The following is a 15,986-nucleotide window of genomic DNA, read 5'->3' on the forward strand; positions in this document are numbered from 1 at the left end:
CCAGTGACCAAAAGAGAGGCATACTTTTCATGAAGTCCGCGCGTTAAGGCATGAGCTAGAGCAGCGAGCGAAACGAGGCTTCTGAACACGACGTTTCATCCCGACCTGAGTAGGCTGAGTCGAGCGCAAGCAGTCAAACTCGCGATGTCGGCCCATCGGGGTAAAGCGGACCGCGCAACTGCGCGCCCCCAAGTCCGAAAATGACCCTAAGGCGACCTTGGCAGCGCGCTTCCGATCGCGCCTAGATGCGAACCTCAGATGTGAGGAGCAGGGCAACTGATCGTGTTGATGGCGGTACTCGGGTTGTCGCCTGACGACACCGCTACTATATTTAAGGTGGGTGAATACTTGCCTCGGCGCGCGCTTTGGAATCTGGAGCCTCGTTGATGCATCATGGTCTGATGCTTGGCATTGCCGTACTCGCAACGCTTATCGCCCCAGGCACAAGAAATTGTGCGGACGCTAGATCTCTGGCCGAGGTGCGGCAGACCGGTATCCTACGCCTCTGCGCCAACCCATCCGCACTTCCTTATTCGAACCTCACCGATAGAGGCGGTCTTGCCGGATTCGAAGTCGAACTCGCGGAAGCGTTGGCGCACGAGATGGGATTTGAGCTCGGTGTGACCTGGGTTCGAAACGCCGGTGATATTAAGAACTCGGATTGCGATATCTTGATGGACGTCGTCGCCTCCGCCGCAAGCTACGATCGGGAGGGACTTACCGGGCCGCTGACAACCCATCTACCTCTTCGCTTTTCGAGACCTTACGCAGACAGCGGTGTTGTCCTCGTCATTTCATCTCGATCTTCGGTTCGTCGGCTTAACGATTTGCACGGTCAGAAGATTGGCGTCATGGTTGGCACCATTGAGCACGAGTGGTTGGCCAAACACGACTTCCGCGTTTCGGTCTTCGCCTCTCAGGAGGACATAATTGCCGCGATCGAGGCAGGCGAAATCGAAGTCGGCGCCACAAACCCCGTGATTGTCGGCTGGTATCGGCACGAACACCCCAGCACGGCAGTAAGGATACCCGACGGATACGAGCCAGAACCGGCACTGCGCTGGAGTGTTTCAGTCGGGCTTCGCCGAGCGGACGATGCGCTGCTTGCAGCCGTGGATGCTGCGGTGTCACGAGTGGTCGAGCAGCAGATACCAGCGCAGATCTACGCGAAGTATGGCATTACCTATCTACCCCCTTCCGGCGCAGGTCTCCAGTAAGGATGCAAAGCCTGGTGCGACTGACACTACGACCACTGCTCTATCCTCACGGTACAAGCAAGGCTAGATGCCTTGATGATGTTAAGGCGTCTGCTCACGGACAGGAAGCCGCACTGTGCTTACTGAACAGTTCTTCCGCTTATCGCCCCGTCAGCGAAGTAGCGGCGCATCCCATCAAGGTCCGGTTAGTGAAGCACAGCGGAATAGATTTGCTCGCGGTGAGTTCTTCGGATTTTGACCCGAGGCGGACCCGGCGAGTGGTTGCGAATGGTCACGACATCCTGTCGAGTTCAGCAGCGCCGCTGGGGCCGTCATGCATGCCAAACGGACCTCCGACAGCGCCATGGATTCTTGAGTCTGGCTAACTGAAATCTCGAGCCGGCCCTCGGATGCGGACATTCCAGGTGCGACAGACCTCCGGGTAAGATGGCCGATTCGCGGAGTGGTTCGATCACCACGATTCGGCAGGTAGTGGTTCCACCGCAGCAATTCCACTTTGCATCTCGCGCGACATCAGCCGTTTGGTCGCCGGACCGGAGCTGCGTTATGGTGTGCATCCTCTGCAATGAAATCGGATGTCAGGAGCGGGTTGTCGTTGCCTTGGTTTGCTTAATCGAGCTGAGCATCGTCGCGGCCGTAATCAGCAGCAGGATGCCGAAGAAACTGAGTGCGATCTGCATTGCAAGCTCATCTGAGATTTTGACCAGCGCTATGTGGCTGGCAAGCGCGAGCAGAACGCCGAGGCAATAGATTGCCAGGGGGTTCTCGCCGCAGCGGATCGCCCCGCGCATCACCGGCGTCGACAGCCCTCGCCAATTGCGAGGCACAAGCCATACCGCCAAAATCGCAAGGGCAATAAAATGCAGCAATCGCAATGGATCGAGGTCCGATTTGCCCGCCAGATAAGGCAACTTCGCCAGGATCTGTGGGACAAGCACCTCCGGTGGTCCGATGCTCCAACCCAATGCGATAGTCAGGCTGAAAGCCAGATAGAGAACGGCAAGTCCAATCGCCCAGCGTGAGCTCAACCGCGGCCAGAACTTCTTGCCCTCCGTGACACACCACGCACCAAGCACAACCAGCAACTGCCAAGCAAGCGGATTGAAGAACCAAGCGTTGTTCGGCCACGCCGGAACGGTCCAGCCGAAAAGATGCACCGACGCATAAAGCAACAGCGAGGCGCCGAGCGCCACGTTCGGCACTCGGAGCATCAGCCACAGCAGTGGCGCGAACAAAAGATGGAAAATCACGAAGAGAGGCAAGACGTCGGTGTTGACAGGACGGTATTGCAGCATCGCCGCTTGCGCGAGCGTCGCTCCCGGATGTTCCAAGAGAATGCGCGTATTGGTCTCGTCGGCAAGCCGGCCGCCGCCTGCGAGGTAAACCACCACGGCGCAAGCAAGAATGAGCAGCAGAAAAGCGGCGTAAATGTCCCAGCTACGTTGCAGCGTACGGCCGAGCACGCCCGTCCATCCGCCGCGCTCGTGCGCCTTGCCGTAGGCGATCGCGCAGGTCACGCCCGAGGCGAACATGAACACTTCCGCGCTATCGCTGAAGCCATAATTTCGCAGCGTCAGCCAGCTTCCGATGTTGTTGGGGACATGGTTCAGAAAGATGCACCAGAGCGCGATGCCGCGGCAAACATCGATTCGTAGGTCGCGGCCGGGCACTTTCAGCTCCGGAAGCGCGCTCGTCCTAGGCGCAGGTGTCGCGAGCAACTCAGGTTCGAGGTGCAGAAGCCGACCGAGCAACACCTTGGCATCGGGTTCAATCTCCGCCGGCGTTCGGCGAAAGTCAGTGTTCGGCGCGGCGCTATCGCGATGCTTGTCGAGGTCGACAGGCGCTTCACGCCATCGCATCGGCTCCCGGGCATCCGAAAGATCGACCGAACTGATCGTCACCATCTCGACTGAAGGGCTGCGGGATGGCGGCGCAGGCACCTTCATCATGGTGGCGACGGGCCGAAAGGACGGAAATGACAAGCCTTCCGTCGGCTCTTCTTCGGTAATAACCTCATATGAGCCGGCCGGTAATAGTCGTTCAGCGCTTGCGATCCGGAATGGGTGCTTGAACACTACCGTTTCGCTCCGCGATCGGGTCATCACCATGATCATTCTCGCAGATTGGCCACGAGGTGCCGCCGTAGCCACTAGCACAGGGGCGATGTCGCCGGGTGCAAGCGACGCCATTCAGCTCTTCGGGCGAATGCGTTCCGATTGAAAACTCAATTGGCCTCCACAGTGAGTGGAGAGCGCTGAAGCTATTTTTCTTTTTCTACGCTTCGTCCCGCTGGAGTACAGCTCCGCGCCAGCGTCACAATCGAACACTCGCAACGGTGCGCTCTTTGTGCCCGAATAGCTATCTGTTTCTTTTATTCGGGTCATCGACCAAACCCAGTCGTGAACTGGCAGCCCCCATTACTGATTCCAATCGGCTCTGGCTCTCCAAGGCGTATGCTGTTGGGCTCGTGAGCATCATGTCGACTTCAGGCAGTTTATCACGCAGAACTCAACGGCTGGGCCGCACTGCACGACGAAACAGGGTCTCCATTCAGAGCCTTCGGGCCTGAAGATCACCCTGATCGCGAGAGGTTGGCGCAAACTGACGTCTTGAAGTGCGAATACGACCTCGGTGGGGTATCGCGATGAATTGCCCTGATGTGGAAGTTATTCATTAGGTGCTCGAACGGAAACGGCGTAGCTTGTTGACTTGGCCGAGTGGATTGCTTGTCCGAGAGAGCTGCCCAAAAACGGCGACACACCGAAGTCGCCGCTTCCACCAAATGGCAGCCCAGTGCCGTCGGTAGGCACACGTCATCCTGAACATTGATATTCAAATCGCATCACGATGCGCTCAGGCAGCGCCTGCGTGCGTTGGGCGACCAATTACAGAGCAAGAAAGGCGAATATCATGAGAATGAGCATTGCAGTTGTTGTTAGCGCTTTGTCGTTTGGGGAGAGAAAGTTGGCGAAGTACGCCCGCGTCGCCACTACCACGTGGCTCGGCCCCTCCGTGCTGATCAAATTGGCGCACATTCTTGAAAGAATCGGACTTGCCATGGTCGGGGCCGCGGGCGGTCTGTACGTGGCCGTAGGAATGATGCGCATGGAGAACGGTTTTTTTCGAAACGAATGGATCGTCTTGTTGATGATGCTTTACGGGGGCTTTGGCTTTTACGTGGGCATCGATCTGCCTAGCCGTCTTGCGCAGACAGTAAAATCCACCAGACCGGGAGAATGGAGCTTTGGCACCGACGCGGCGGCGATAGCTAGCGGGGCCGGAACTTTCTTTGCCGCGACAGCGGTGTTTCTCTCCGTTGGCATCATTGTCTTTGACCACATCATGCGGGATGGATTCAGCGTTATGGTGGCATGCTGTTGGGTGCTAGGCACTTCGGTTCAGATTGCTGCCGGCGCCATAGGCCGCAGCAAAGTCATGGTCGAGGATGGTCAGTGAGGACCAAGATGTGGGGTAAAGATAAATCAATGTCCCTTTGGACGGCCGAGAAGCTAGGCGAGAAAGCCAAGGCAGACGCTGAGAACGACAACTACAATCCACCACATTCGTGGTGGCCCGGCCGATACAGCGTTGGTACCGAAGCCCGCGACAAGTACGACAGAGCTTTTAATCTTCATCACAGCGACAAGGACGAGTGCTAGGCCACCTCAGGCGACCTCTTTCATTCGGCCGGCAAGCTGAAATGCTATCAATGAGAAGAAGGCAGGGAATGGCCGACAAGGTGGACGGGTCTAATCTCCGCTACAGCATCGGGGTTGTAGGCGTACTGAAACGACGCTCGTCCAGAACGGACCTCCGCTCGGATGGCCCCCGTCACGTGCCTGAACTGGACCATGTGTAAGTTTGCGTGCCGATGGGTGCGGGATCACGATCTTTGTTTGGTTTGTCCGGGACGGACAGGCAGGGAAACGAGGACGCCGCATAACGCGCAGGGGAGCATGTGCATGTGGTGGAGGAGGTCGAGAGACGGCTCAATTCCATCCGACGCCATGCGGACGCGGCGCGAGATAGGTCGAGCATCCCTTCGGCTCGATCAACGCCCGCGCGGGGAACTCCGTCAAACGGCGCCGCCGCGCGGCGCTATGAATACGTTGGCCGCTACTTAGACGACCGACGCGAAAACATCGGCGGCCTGCAACGATTGTCGACCACGGCCGCCTCTGAGCTATCCGTTTCCACAAAACCAAGACCCCAAGTGGCCCTGCGGCCGTCCCGTAAACCGAGGACTAATCGTCGCCATTAATATTTGGAATATGAGCATTATTGACCAGTGAGCGCGGCACTTTGGGTGCATACTGCCACTCATCGAAGAGTGAGTTAATTGCCGTTGGTTCCATTATATTGGCCCGAGGTCCTCAAATGAGTTCTCTTAAGCGGCGCATTGAAGCCGCCGTCGACTCGCGCATTGCAGCCCTCACCGAAGTGCGAATTGCAGCCGTCGCTGCGACGGCGGCTAATTTAAGAACTCAGTTGGACGAATTGGACCAGCTGCGCGATCAGATCAGAGTGTCTGGGCTGAGATTGCGGGCGACGACTATTGGCGGACGAGGATGCGAAGCGAGACGCTCGGGTCGAGGCGACCGAAGGAAATGACCTCTCCGTTGCACTAGGCTGGCCACCTAACTATACGTAGTCATGTTCGTTTTTTTGATGCAGCGGTCACAATAGTTAACTAACGTGGTTCTATCGTCGGCCCATCTTCGGCAGCTATCCGACGACTGTGAGCAGAAGACTCGCGCCTTTTCAGCGTGAGTAGCCATGCCAAAAAACTCTCCCCGCCCGATCTGCCCGAACTGCGGTAAGCCGATGCACTTCGTTATCGTCAAGACAGGCGGTCGTAAGTTTCGGTGTATCAAGTGCGACGACATTGATCCAATGCAGGTCCCGGAGTTTCAAGCCTGGACCACCAGCGAATTGCGCCCGCCGAAAACGACATGAAGGGCACCTCGTACAACATCAGGGTATAGAGTACACCGTAGTCCAAACGGCCAATCCTTTCAGCACGATCGGCGCCATGGGACTGCGCCGCAAGGTCTCAGTCTTCCGGTGTGAACACTGCCTGCGAATAGAGAACGAGTAAGGTCGCTTCACGGCCTCACGTGGCCTGCTTTAGTGTGCAATTTTGCTCAGACCCCACGCTAGGGATGTGCAATTTGTGTCAGCATCGGGGTTTTGCTCACCCTCCCGGGGCTGGAATGCCGCCGTCCGCGCTTATTTAAGCGGGCGGCGTTTTTGCTATGAGAACGGTCGCCCGGCTAAGTCGCTTCCACATGGCACCGCGCGGGAGGAGATGGATCCGAAGAGCCGCCCAGCCGTCCGGTTCGCACAGGAGTGGCTGAGATCGCCCGGGCTACAGCCGCCGGAATAGACTCTTCGGCGTGCAGGCTTCAGTGGACGTGAGTTGGCCCGCGTATATCCGAAAACGTCCCGGCGTCGTCATGCGCAGCGTTCCCGACATATCCACCATGTAGCCTAGTGCAATCAAGCGGTCGGCGTGTGCTGCGGGGATTGGGGCAGCCCGGCCATTTACAGGCACGTTGCCAAGCAAAAGCAGCGATGCGAACTCTTCATCAGTTAACATTTCTATTTCTGATGCCATGACCCTTATGGTGGACCGCTTCGGCAATCCTGCATGTTCAATTTTGATCAGACCTCGAAATAAAACGCAGCCGCGTAAGTTGGCGGCCTCTTCATTATAGAGCTGTCATGGAACTCAAGAGTATGATGCGCGAGGTACTTCGCCTCGGTTCTAGTGATGGAATCCGAGTCTTTCACGCCCGCTTTTTCGCTCGCTTTTTCCGACCCCCACGTAGCGCCATGTTGATTTGTTGCTCGCCCTGCGTGAACTCCAAAACCTCGATGATCTTGTAGTGTGGTGTACCATCGTCGGTTGCTGCTGGAGTGATTTCCATTCTAACCTTATACCGATCATTCATGAAGGCCGCGCCACGCTTTACGGCATCCTTCGCGATGTTCGTCCCTTTAATGTCGGCGTAGATTGGCTTTCTTTTATAAATGAACCGCCAGTTCGGAGCCTTCGTGTCGAACACCGGTCCGTGTGAATATAGGACTGCCGTTACGATCTTCGGCGTTTGCTCCTCATCCTCCTCGACTGGATCTAATCCGCCAGGATCTTCACACGAGGCGATGATGGCCTGTACATCTTGCTCCTCGTAGACACTGACTGGCTTGTCGTCCTGAAGAAATTCGATCGCGTGAGCTTGGTTGTGGTTCTTGATCGGCGCGAGCGTGCCTTCTACAGCTTCTAACACGCTGGGATTCTGCGCGAGACGAAACACGTCCTTGCCGATTTGCAGCGTGTGTCCAGAACCTTCGAGCTTGATAATGAGCGCGCCTGGCGAGTCCTTTGCTTCTTGCACCGATTCGACCTTGCGGCCATTGCGCCACTTCAAATATCCGAACACGCCACCCGCGACTGTGCCACCGAGCACACCGATTTTCTGCAGAACGTCACCGGCCTTTTTCACGCCCTCGTCGTTCAGGAAATCTTTCACCTGATCCAAAATAGTTTGTAGTGTCTCGAAATTGATCAGAAAACATTTGTGCTCGAACTCGGAGTTCACCAGAACCTTCATGCGTGCCCGGTCCTGATTAAGTTCGGCATTCGCGGCGCGGATCAATTTTCCGAACGCAAGTAGCGCCGGGGCTAGTGCCTCGACATCCATACTGTGATCGCTGTCGTCATCACCGACATACGCGACTTGGAACCGCTTGCGGTTCTCCTCGCCGTCTGTGCCCTCAGCCAAGTGATTCCCCCACAAAGTCAGCCGGGGCACAATCCTACATTGAAAAGGAACCGTCTACTGAACCTGTTGACTCCGTGTTCATGGGCTGTTCTATCGTTGATTTATGGCTGTGGGGACCATCGTCGAGGCTTGGCAACTCGGCTACGGGCTCACCTGTTGAGCCGCCTACGCCCTGGGATTCTTGCGTTGGAATTCGGAGCTCACATCATGACGGGACGTGTCCCATCAGCAGGAAGCGTCCGAGCAAGTGGGCTCATGGCTTGGGCGTCGGCGCTGCCTGACCGCGATACTGGCTCTCTGTGCCCCAAAAGAAAAGCCCAGCCGGGGTTAACCGATGGGGGCCAAAGTCTGATTGGCACCAATTTTGGCACGGTGCCGATCGCATCGAACATAAGAGCGGAGAATGTTCCAGAGAAGAGAAGTTGTATTTGCTGGAACTAATATGCTCTGTTCATTTTTGGACAGTCGGGAACCAATTACCTCCGCACGAGTCATCTAGGATTGGTTTGGGGGACGGGACTTCGTAAATGCCAACTAACGAATACTACTTGCGACAAGCCGAAGTTACGGCGCGTATGGCATTAGCCGAGTCCGACCCGGTCAGAGCCGAAGCTCTCCATGTACTTGCGCTAAAGTACTTCGATAAAGCCGAGAAGGCGCGGGCAGGACAAATGACACCGGCGTACCAAATCCCCGGCGGAGGAAAAGATCGGGACCTAGAGAAGTAACGTCCGTGGTTGAGATGATTGGCGACGTCGGCTTCGCGATAATGGGAAACCACAGGAGCAGCGCGAGCGGGCCAAGCTCATCAAGGTTGCCGAAACAACTCTGAGGCAAGGTCGTGGGCGACCCGCCCCACCTCGGAGGAAATGAGTTAATCAAGAGTTAATTTCTGATTTGACCAGCGCAAGAAGTCGCTGTCACAGAAGGACTTCTGGCGTCCGCTACCTTAACGGCAGATTAACCATCGCCCGCCAACAATCCCGTCACGGCCGCCAATCAGGACCGAGAGGGACAGGCGATGGACTTCAACTATCTCGACTGCAAGACAGCCGCGACGCTGGACGAAATCCGCGTTCGCGTGGCCCACGCGCTGGCCCGCCACCCGCTGTGCCGCAACGTCCGCTTCGACATCGTCAGCGTCCCTCGCACCCGCCGGGGCGGCAACTGGACCGTGACGCTGCAATCGGTTGAGCCGCGCGCGGTCTGGGAGGCCTCCGAGATCGTGGCCGACATCCAGGACGCCTACGATCTGGCGCGAGCTGCCTGATTCTCTTGAGTTTTCCGGGCGATGTCGCTGTAGTCCGCGCGATTGCCGCCGCAATGGCACGGTTGAGCCTTAATTATCGCCCAGTTTCCGGGCACTGATCACGTGGACTTGAAGCCGGGCGCGGAGGGACGTTTGTCCAAAGCCATCACCATCGTCGTGCTGACCTGTTTCCTGGTCCTCGGGGCTGCCACCAACGCCATTCTCGGGCGCGACAGCGTGCCTAGCGTCAGCGCCGAGATGATCTCGCAGACGCCTCCGGCCAAGCCGCTCGCGGCCAACCGCGCCGCCAAGGCCGACCGTCTGGTTCCGACGCTGGCACTGGCCTCGGCCGCGATCGAGCCGGTGCAGGTCGCCGCCGACAAACTCGCCCAGGCTCCGGTGCTGACCGAGCCGCTGCGCCAGGCCTTTGCCGCAGCCACGCCTTCCGATTTCCCGATGCCGAAGGCAAGTGCGCACCAAGCGCCCGCCGCAGCGGAGATTCCCGCCGTCGAGGTCCCGGCCAAGCCGAAAGTCGTGGCCAAGCCGCAGCCACAGAAATCCTATTCGCTGCTGTCCGACGCACAGATCGCGGGCATTAGGGATCGCCTGAAATTGTCCTCGTCGCAGGAATATTATTGGCCCTCGGTCGAGACGGCGCTCCGCAATGTCGTCCGCAAGATCTCGGCGAACAAGCTCTCCAATCCGAACGCGCCAGGCGTGCCGATCGATCCGAATTGCGACGAGGTCCAGCAGTTGAAGTCGGCCGCGATGCCGCTGCTGTTCCAGCTGCGTGATGACCAGAAAGAGGAAGTGCGCAAGCTCGCCCGCATCATCGGGCTGGAGAAGGTCGCGCAGCAGATCTGACCTCAGTTCCTTTGGGAACTGCTTCCGGATCAGGAACATCTGGCAATCAACGTGCGTTGCTCGCCCCAAAGAGGGAGTGGATCAATGCGCGCCTCGACAGCCTATTTCGTCGGTGCCGGAACCATAGTCGCGGCCATCGCCATTGGCCTTGGCGGCGGCATCGTCGCCGGCAACATCATGAATCCGGTCGCGCCCAAGCAGGGGCCCGATACCAGCAAGATGGCGCAACGCGCCGAAGTCGGCAGCGCGCCGGCAGCAACCAATGCACCGTCCGAGCGCGTCAATTATCTCACCGGTTCGCAAGCTTTCGGCGCGATCATTGCCGCACCGGCCGAAGCAAAGCCCGAACCCGCCAAGCCCGACACGCCAACCACTCAGGCGAACGCTGCACCGCGGGCACCGCGACCCTCGCAAGCGGCCGCGGTCGAGCCGCCCAAGGAACAGTCCAAGCCGGCACCAGCCGCGCCCAGGCCTGCGGAGCAGCAGGCGTCGACAGAGCCGGCCGCCGCGCCGGACAATGCCTATGCCAAGGCGCGGGATTCCGACGTGAAGCGCGCCGCCTCCGAACGGCGCCGGGCGGAGCGGCGTGAACGCTGGGCCGAGCGCCGCCACTATTACGAGTCCCGCGAGCCGCGCGGCCTGCGCGACCGCTCCGATTGGGACGACGTCGCGCGCAATATCCGCGAAGATTCCGATGCGCGCGACTATGCCGGCCGTTCGCGCAGCGGCTTCCCGCAGATCAGGCTGTTCGGGCCTGATGACGACTAAAACATGATGCGCAAAACCGGGTCCGGGTTCGCTCTGCTGGGGCGCTCCCGGACTTGAGGGCCGGCTCAGCCTCCGTGAGATTCCACGACCTTGCGGCAGGAGTCGGAGAGCTTGGTCTTGTTCTGGCGCAGGCAGGCATTCATCTGCGGCGGCTTGCCGATATGTTCGGCGCAGAATTTGCTGGCATCGCCGCGGCAGGCCATTTGCTCCTGCGGCGTCGGACCGGATTGCGCAGCGGGGGACACGGCGGTGGCGGCGAGCAGCAGCGCGGCAAGAACCGAAATCTTCATAAAGCACCTCTTTGGGATTGTCGTTGGTCCAGTGGGATCAAGCGGGCCGGACGATCTCGCGACAGCCGGGCGCAGGTCCATGCCATGTTCATGGCACCGGGTGCGCCCTTCCGGCCGCCGCACCCCATCTTCATGGCATGTATCCACGCGCCCTCTTTTGCCATTCAGGCTGCACGTCGGTTGCGAAACCCGGTGATTGCGCCGGGTCGCCGAACGGGAGCGGGAGAGCAAAATGTCGAAAAGAGCGGGAGCGCTGAGCGCCGGGCTGACAATCATGGCGCTGGCGGGTGCGGCGATGGCGTCGCTGGGCACGAGCCCGGCGCAGGCCGTGGTCTATTGCAAGACGGTCGGCGTGCCCAAGGGCTGCGTGGTGCGGCCGGCTGCGGCAGTGGTGGTTGCGCCGGGAGCTCCGGTTGCGCGGGCTGCAGTCGCGACACCCGGTGTCGGCGCGCCCGGTGTCGGCGTGCGCGCAGGGACGCCGATGAACCGCGGCGGCCCGGTCAATCGCGTTGGCGTGCGCTGATCGTCCATTCGGTTGATTTGATTGCATTGCTTCGGGCCGACGGAGCCATGCGGACGAACACCCCCGTCCTCCGCAGAGGCAATCACCCGGCCCGTCCCTCTCTCCGTGCGCCCCACACGTTCGGGGAGGGGGCCTTTCAGCCCGCAGCCGCGTCGCTGTCGGGAAAGCGCTGCGGCAATTGCAGCCGCACGCACGTGCCTGAGGCGTCCGAGCTCAGATCGAGCACCGCGCCGCAGCGTGCGGCGCGGCTCCGCATGTTGCGCAAGCCCCGCGCGGTCTGGCCGCCGCTCGCACAATTGTCGGCGCGCGCAAAACCCTTGCCGTCGTCCGTCACGCTGATCACGCCATACGGCCCGTGATCGTCGTCGAGCGTCTCGATGCTGACCGCGATGTGGCGCGCCTCTGCGTGCTTGACGGCGTTGGTCACGGCTTCGTCGAGGATGCGCACGATCTGGATGACGTGCCATGGCCGCAGTTCGGGATGCAGCGGCAGCCCCTGCGGCGTTGCCACGCGCCAGTCGAGCGCGATATCGTGCGGGCGCAATTGCGCCGTCGCGCGCTCGCGCCAGGAGCCGAGCGCGAGCATCAGGTCGCCGCCGATGTCGTCCATGGAATCGATGACGAGACGCAGATCTTTCAGTGCTGCGCGAGCGGCCTCCGTGATGGTCGCGCCCTCGTGGCCGCGCTCGGAGAGCGCGACGATGCTGACGAGCTGGCCGCCGAGGCCGTCATGCAGGTCCCGCATCAGCCGCGTGCGCTCGTTGGCGAGCGCGGCGGCGCGGGCGCGCGCCTCCTCGCGGGCAAAGCTCGCCTTCAGCCGCTCCTCGGCCTCGGCCACCCGTGCGACGAGCTGGCCGGCAAAGCTGTCGACTTGGTTCAGCGCGCGGGCGAAGCGCCAGGTCAGCCCGGCGCCGATCGCGACCAGCATCGCCGAATAGGACAGGCGCGAGACGAAGATGCGATCGTTGCTCACGATCTCGAGCACCGTGAGCATGTCTTGGACCCAGCAGACCAGCACGATGGTCACGGCGCAGCCAATCGTGAAGCTTGCCGCGTCCTGGCGCCGGACCAATGCGGCTGCGGTCACGCAGGCCATCAGGAACAGGCAAAGCCCGACCGTGGGAATGCCGAGCACCAGAAAGAGTATGCGCGGCAGCGGCGGGCCCCCGATCAGCCCGACCACGAACACGATGAGGCCCGGCACGAACAGCAGTGTGCCGTAACGCGGCCAGCGCCAGCCGAAGAACAGCACGCCGAACACGACGATCAGCGCGCTCTCGATCGGTGCGGATGCCAACAGCACGGCGGCGAGCCGCGACGTCGTGGCCGGCGGCAGCGGCGGGGGCACGAATGCCTGCACCACGCCGAGCACCATCGCCACCGCCAGCACGCCGTAAACCGGCTCGTGGCGCCGCATCAACCACATGATCGCAAGGATGACCGCGAGAATCGATTGCCAGGCGGAGAACACGACCGGCAGCGTGACGAACAGCAGCGCGCGCGTCTCGTAGGCAGGACGCAAGGCGGCATCCGGTCCGACATAGACGCTGTCGAGAAAGCCCTTCAGCGGCCCCCATACGAACAGCCGTACCGTGATATCGTTGGCGCCGTCGCGCAGCAGCGAGGACGGAATCGCCGCGATCTGCGGCGTGTTGCGGTCCGGCCGGTTGGCATTGGCGTCACGCCGGGAATCCAGCACCACGACGCCGTTGACGGCGACCTCCACCGCGTTGCTGAACCGCGGCAGATACACCGACCACCCTGATCCCACATCGCTCCGCCGGAATGTGAAGGCCGCGGTGTAGAGCGGCGGGTCGGCCAGCGAATAGCGCGATGCGGTGAAATGCGGCAGCGTCACCGCGTGCATCGTGCCATTCTCGCGCGCCGAAAAGTCGCTCACGGCGAACTCTTCGGGATCGCCGGGTTGCAGCAGCCGGAGCCCAAGGATGGTGACGATGACGATCAGGGCCTGGAGCAGCAGATAGGGCACGAGGCGCGACGCAATCAGCCGGCGCCGCGGGCGCGTGAGTGTCTTCGCCGCAATCTCGCTCACAGCTTGATCAGGCCCTGCTGCACGGCTTCGAACACCGCCTCGCTGCGGGTGTGCACCTCGAGCTTGCGATAGATGTTCTTGATGTGGCCCGGCACGGTCTGCCTGGACAGGCCGAGATGGCTCGCGATCTCGGCGTAGCTGAAGCCTTTGGCAATGCCCCAGAGGATGTCGATCTCGCGCGGGGTCAGCTTGGCCGTGTTGAGCACGGGGCCGGGCGAGGGCTCCGCCGAATTCTGCGTACGCCGGACGATGAAACGGGCGATCGAGGCCGAGATCGGCGAATGGCCGGCGACCAGATCGCGCACGGTGGTGGCGATGTCGGTCGGAAAGGCATCCTTGAGCAGATAGCCGGTGGCACCGACCGTGATCGCCGAGATCACGCTTTCCTCGTCGCCGAGCGCGGAGATCACCATGATCTCGGTGTCGGGAAAGCGCTGCCGGGTTTCGCGAATCAGCTCGATGCCGTGCCCGTCGGGAAGTCTGAGATCGGTCAGCAGCACGCGAGGCGCCGCCTTCCCGAACGCGGAGCGAGCTTCTCCGAGCGTGCCGGCACTGCGCACCTCGTAGCCGGCCTTGACCAGCGCGTCGTGGAGCCGCCAGCAGGTCGGCGCGTCGTCCTCGACGAGGAGGATGGTGATGGCCTCACCCGTCTCGTCCTGTTCGCTCATGTTCATCGTCCCGCGACCCGCGTGTCCCCCGCGGCGCGAGCCAAGTCTAACCGCGGCACGGACGTCGTGACACCCATAATCATGGGGGCGGCAATAACTCGGTCCCGCGCCAGGCGCAGATAGACGGTTTTGGGATTGGGCCTAAGCCAGAGCGCGTGCTCATCATGGGCGCTGCCCTGACGGCGCGAATGCGTCCGCTCTGCCTCTGACACCAGCCCATTACGGCAGCTCACCAGACGTCCGAGTTGGGCCAAAAGCGGTCGTAGGGTCTAGTCAATCTACCGAAGTAGACGCGATCGGTTCCATCAAAAGAAGAATGGATTGCTTCTCCATCTAAGTGTCTTCCACGCGATTACACCCCGATCAGCGTACTCGATATGCCATGACCGACGTGGTTTGTTCTGATCGTCGGATCGACACGCGCTGCAGTAGTTCGGCGCTGGAGATCGCGCTCAAGATTTTTCGGAACTTTCGTCCGCGCCCAAGCCCGAAAATTGGAACAGCGCCGCACGTTGAAGCCGAAGCCAAAGAGCCGATGGCTAATTCCTTTGGCGTTCTGGGCAAGCTCTATCTGACGCAATCGTCAGGAGGTCTTTTTCCGGTGAAGCGGTCAGTCATCCAATTTACCGCCGCCATCGCGCTCGCCTGGGCTGCGCGTCCGTGGCCGATACCGGGCAACACCACCATCCTGACCTTGCTGCCGGCTTTGCACAACTTGTCCATGTAGGCCTGCGTGACCGCGGACTGGATGACCTGGTCGTTGGCCCCCTGCGCAAGAAAGATGGGGATCTCAGGGGAGAGCACCCTGGTGCTGTTCTGTTCGAGAAGCGATCGCCAAGGTTCTGCCTTGCTCGGATCTTGCACGGTCAGGAAATATTGCTCGAGTGGCCGCCCTGTCCTCTGCCTTACGATCAGGTCGAAAGGGCCTTCGATGCATTCTTGCGCCAGCCTGTCGATTGCAGGCATGGCGCGCGGATCGACGACGTTGTCTATGGCGGCTCCGTAGACTCGGTGCCACGACCAAAGCGTCATCGCTGTGATGTTCTTGCCGCCGATCGTGTTGATGTCGTCGCTCATCAGCTTCACGAGGTCCGTTGCCGGGGCCGCTGCAGCGACACCGAGAAGCTTCAGCTCAGGAGCGTAGGCGTTTGCGATCATCCCGGCGAAGAGCGCGGCCTGCCCGCCTTGTGAATGCCCCCAAACCGTGAAGTCCTTGCCATCGCCTGCGCGGGGAACGGAGCGTGCCGCGCGCACAATATCAATCACGGCTCGACCCTCGCTCTCACCGACCAGGTAAGGATGCGGGCCCGGCGTACCGAGCCCTGGATAATCGGTCGCCGCAACGACGAAGCCACGGGAGATCATCGAGCGAAGTCCCTGGATCTGCTGGAACAGAAAAATGGCGAGCGATGGGGCGCAACGCGGGACGATACCCGAAGTCGGATGTGCCCAAGCAACGATCGGACGTCCGCCGAGCGCGGGCGTGCCTTGCGGAACGATGACGACGCCGGACACAAAGACCGGCCGACCGTTCAGCCCCGTCGAGCGATAGAGCACGCGATAAGTGGA

Annotated in this window: 12 protein-coding genes; 6 read left to right on the forward strand and 6 right to left on the reverse strand. The window is 60.6% G+C overall.

All coding sequences use genetic code 11. The features are described from left to right. The first annotated feature begins 386 nt into the window (after nucleotides 1-386). Complete coding sequence (locus IVA91_RS31190) at nucleotides 387-1,217, forward strand: transporter substrate-binding domain-containing protein (protein ID WP_247460071.1); 831 nt, start codon at nucleotides 387-389, stop codon at nucleotides 1,215-1,217. Nucleotides 1,218-1,795: 578 nt separating this feature from the next. Here IVA91_RS31190 and IVA91_RS31195 read toward each other — a convergent pair. After that, the gene (locus IVA91_RS31195; RefSeq protein ID WP_247460073.1) at nucleotides 1,796-3,325 is read right to left on the reverse strand and encodes an OpgC domain-containing protein; all 1,530 of its coding nucleotides are present in this window, start codon (nucleotides 3,323-3,325) and stop codon (nucleotides 1,796-1,798) included. 856 nt (nucleotides 3,326-4,181) lie between these two features. On the opposite strand from IVA91_RS31195, the gene IVA91_RS31200 reads away from it, so the two are divergent. Next, nucleotides 4,182-4,673 (forward strand): hypothetical protein, encoded by a 492-nt coding sequence (locus IVA91_RS31200; protein ID WP_247460076.1) that lies wholly within the window; start codon nucleotides 4,182-4,184, stop codon nucleotides 4,671-4,673. A 2,333-nt stretch (nucleotides 4,674-7,006) separates the two neighbouring features. Here the strand turns inward: IVA91_RS31200 and IVA91_RS31205 are convergent. Then, complete coding sequence (locus tag IVA91_RS31205; RefSeq protein ID WP_247460078.1) at nucleotides 7,007-8,002, reverse strand: hypothetical protein; 996 nt, start codon at nucleotides 8,000-8,002, stop codon at nucleotides 7,007-7,009. A gap of 1,021 nt (nucleotides 8,003-9,023) precedes the next feature. Here IVA91_RS31205 and IVA91_RS31210 point away from each other — a divergent pair. The 3 genes from IVA91_RS31210 to IVA91_RS31220 all read left to right on the forward strand — a co-directional run bounded on the left by IVA91_RS31210 (nucleotide 9,024) and on the right by IVA91_RS31220 (nucleotide 10,883). Next, on the forward strand, nucleotides 9,024-9,272 hold the full coding sequence (locus IVA91_RS31210) for a hypothetical protein (RefSeq protein WP_247278939.1): 249 nt from the start codon (nucleotides 9,024-9,026) through the stop codon (nucleotides 9,270-9,272). 132 nt (nucleotides 9,273-9,404) lie between these two features. Then, nucleotides 9,405-10,115, forward strand: a complete 711-nt coding sequence (locus IVA91_RS31215; protein WP_247278938.1) for a hypothetical protein — start codon at nucleotides 9,405-9,407, stop codon at nucleotides 10,113-10,115. Between the two features lie 84 nt (nucleotides 10,116-10,199). Beyond that, complete coding sequence (locus IVA91_RS31220) at nucleotides 10,200-10,883, forward strand: hypothetical protein (RefSeq protein WP_247460080.1); 684 nt, start codon at nucleotides 10,200-10,202, stop codon at nucleotides 10,881-10,883. 65 nt (nucleotides 10,884-10,948) lie between these two features. Here the strand turns inward: IVA91_RS31220 and IVA91_RS31225 are convergent, their stop codons facing one another. Next, the gene (locus IVA91_RS31225) at nucleotides 10,949-11,173 is read right to left on the reverse strand and encodes a cysteine rich repeat-containing protein (protein WP_247278936.1); all 225 of its coding nucleotides are present in this window, start codon (nucleotides 11,171-11,173) and stop codon (nucleotides 10,949-10,951) included. A gap of 232 nt (nucleotides 11,174-11,405) precedes the next feature. Between IVA91_RS31225 and IVA91_RS31230 the strand changes: the two genes are divergently transcribed. Then, entirely contained in the window at nucleotides 11,406-11,696 is a 291-nt protein-coding gene (locus IVA91_RS31230; RefSeq protein ID WP_247278935.1) for a hypothetical protein, read from the forward strand. Nucleotides 11,697-11,832: 136 nt separating this feature from the next. Here IVA91_RS31230 and IVA91_RS31235 read toward each other — a convergent pair whose 3' ends face one another. The 3 genes from IVA91_RS31235 to IVA91_RS31245 all read right to left on the reverse strand — a co-directional run bounded on the left by IVA91_RS31235 (nucleotide 11,833) and on the right by IVA91_RS31245 (nucleotide 15,974). Continuing rightward, entirely contained in the window at nucleotides 11,833-13,749 is a 1,917-nt protein-coding gene (locus tag IVA91_RS31235; protein WP_247449024.1) for an ATP-binding protein, read from the reverse strand. Beyond that, entirely contained in the window at nucleotides 13,746-14,417 is a 672-nt protein-coding gene (locus tag IVA91_RS31240) for a response regulator transcription factor (protein ID WP_247278934.1), read from the reverse strand. The genes IVA91_RS31235 and IVA91_RS31240 overlap by 4 nt, the downstream gene beginning before the upstream one ends. Nucleotides 14,418-14,984: 567 nt before the next feature. Beyond that, on the reverse strand, nucleotides 14,985-15,974 hold the full coding sequence (locus IVA91_RS31245; protein ID WP_247460082.1) for an alpha/beta fold hydrolase: 990 nt from the start codon (nucleotides 15,972-15,974) through the stop codon (nucleotides 14,985-14,987). Nucleotides 15,975-15,986 lie beyond the last annotated feature (12 nt).

Source organism: Bradyrhizobium sp. 153 (assembly GCF_023073835.1).
In the GTDB taxonomy this organism is placed as follows: Bacteria; Pseudomonadota; Alphaproteobacteria; order Rhizobiales; family Xanthobacteraceae; genus Bradyrhizobium.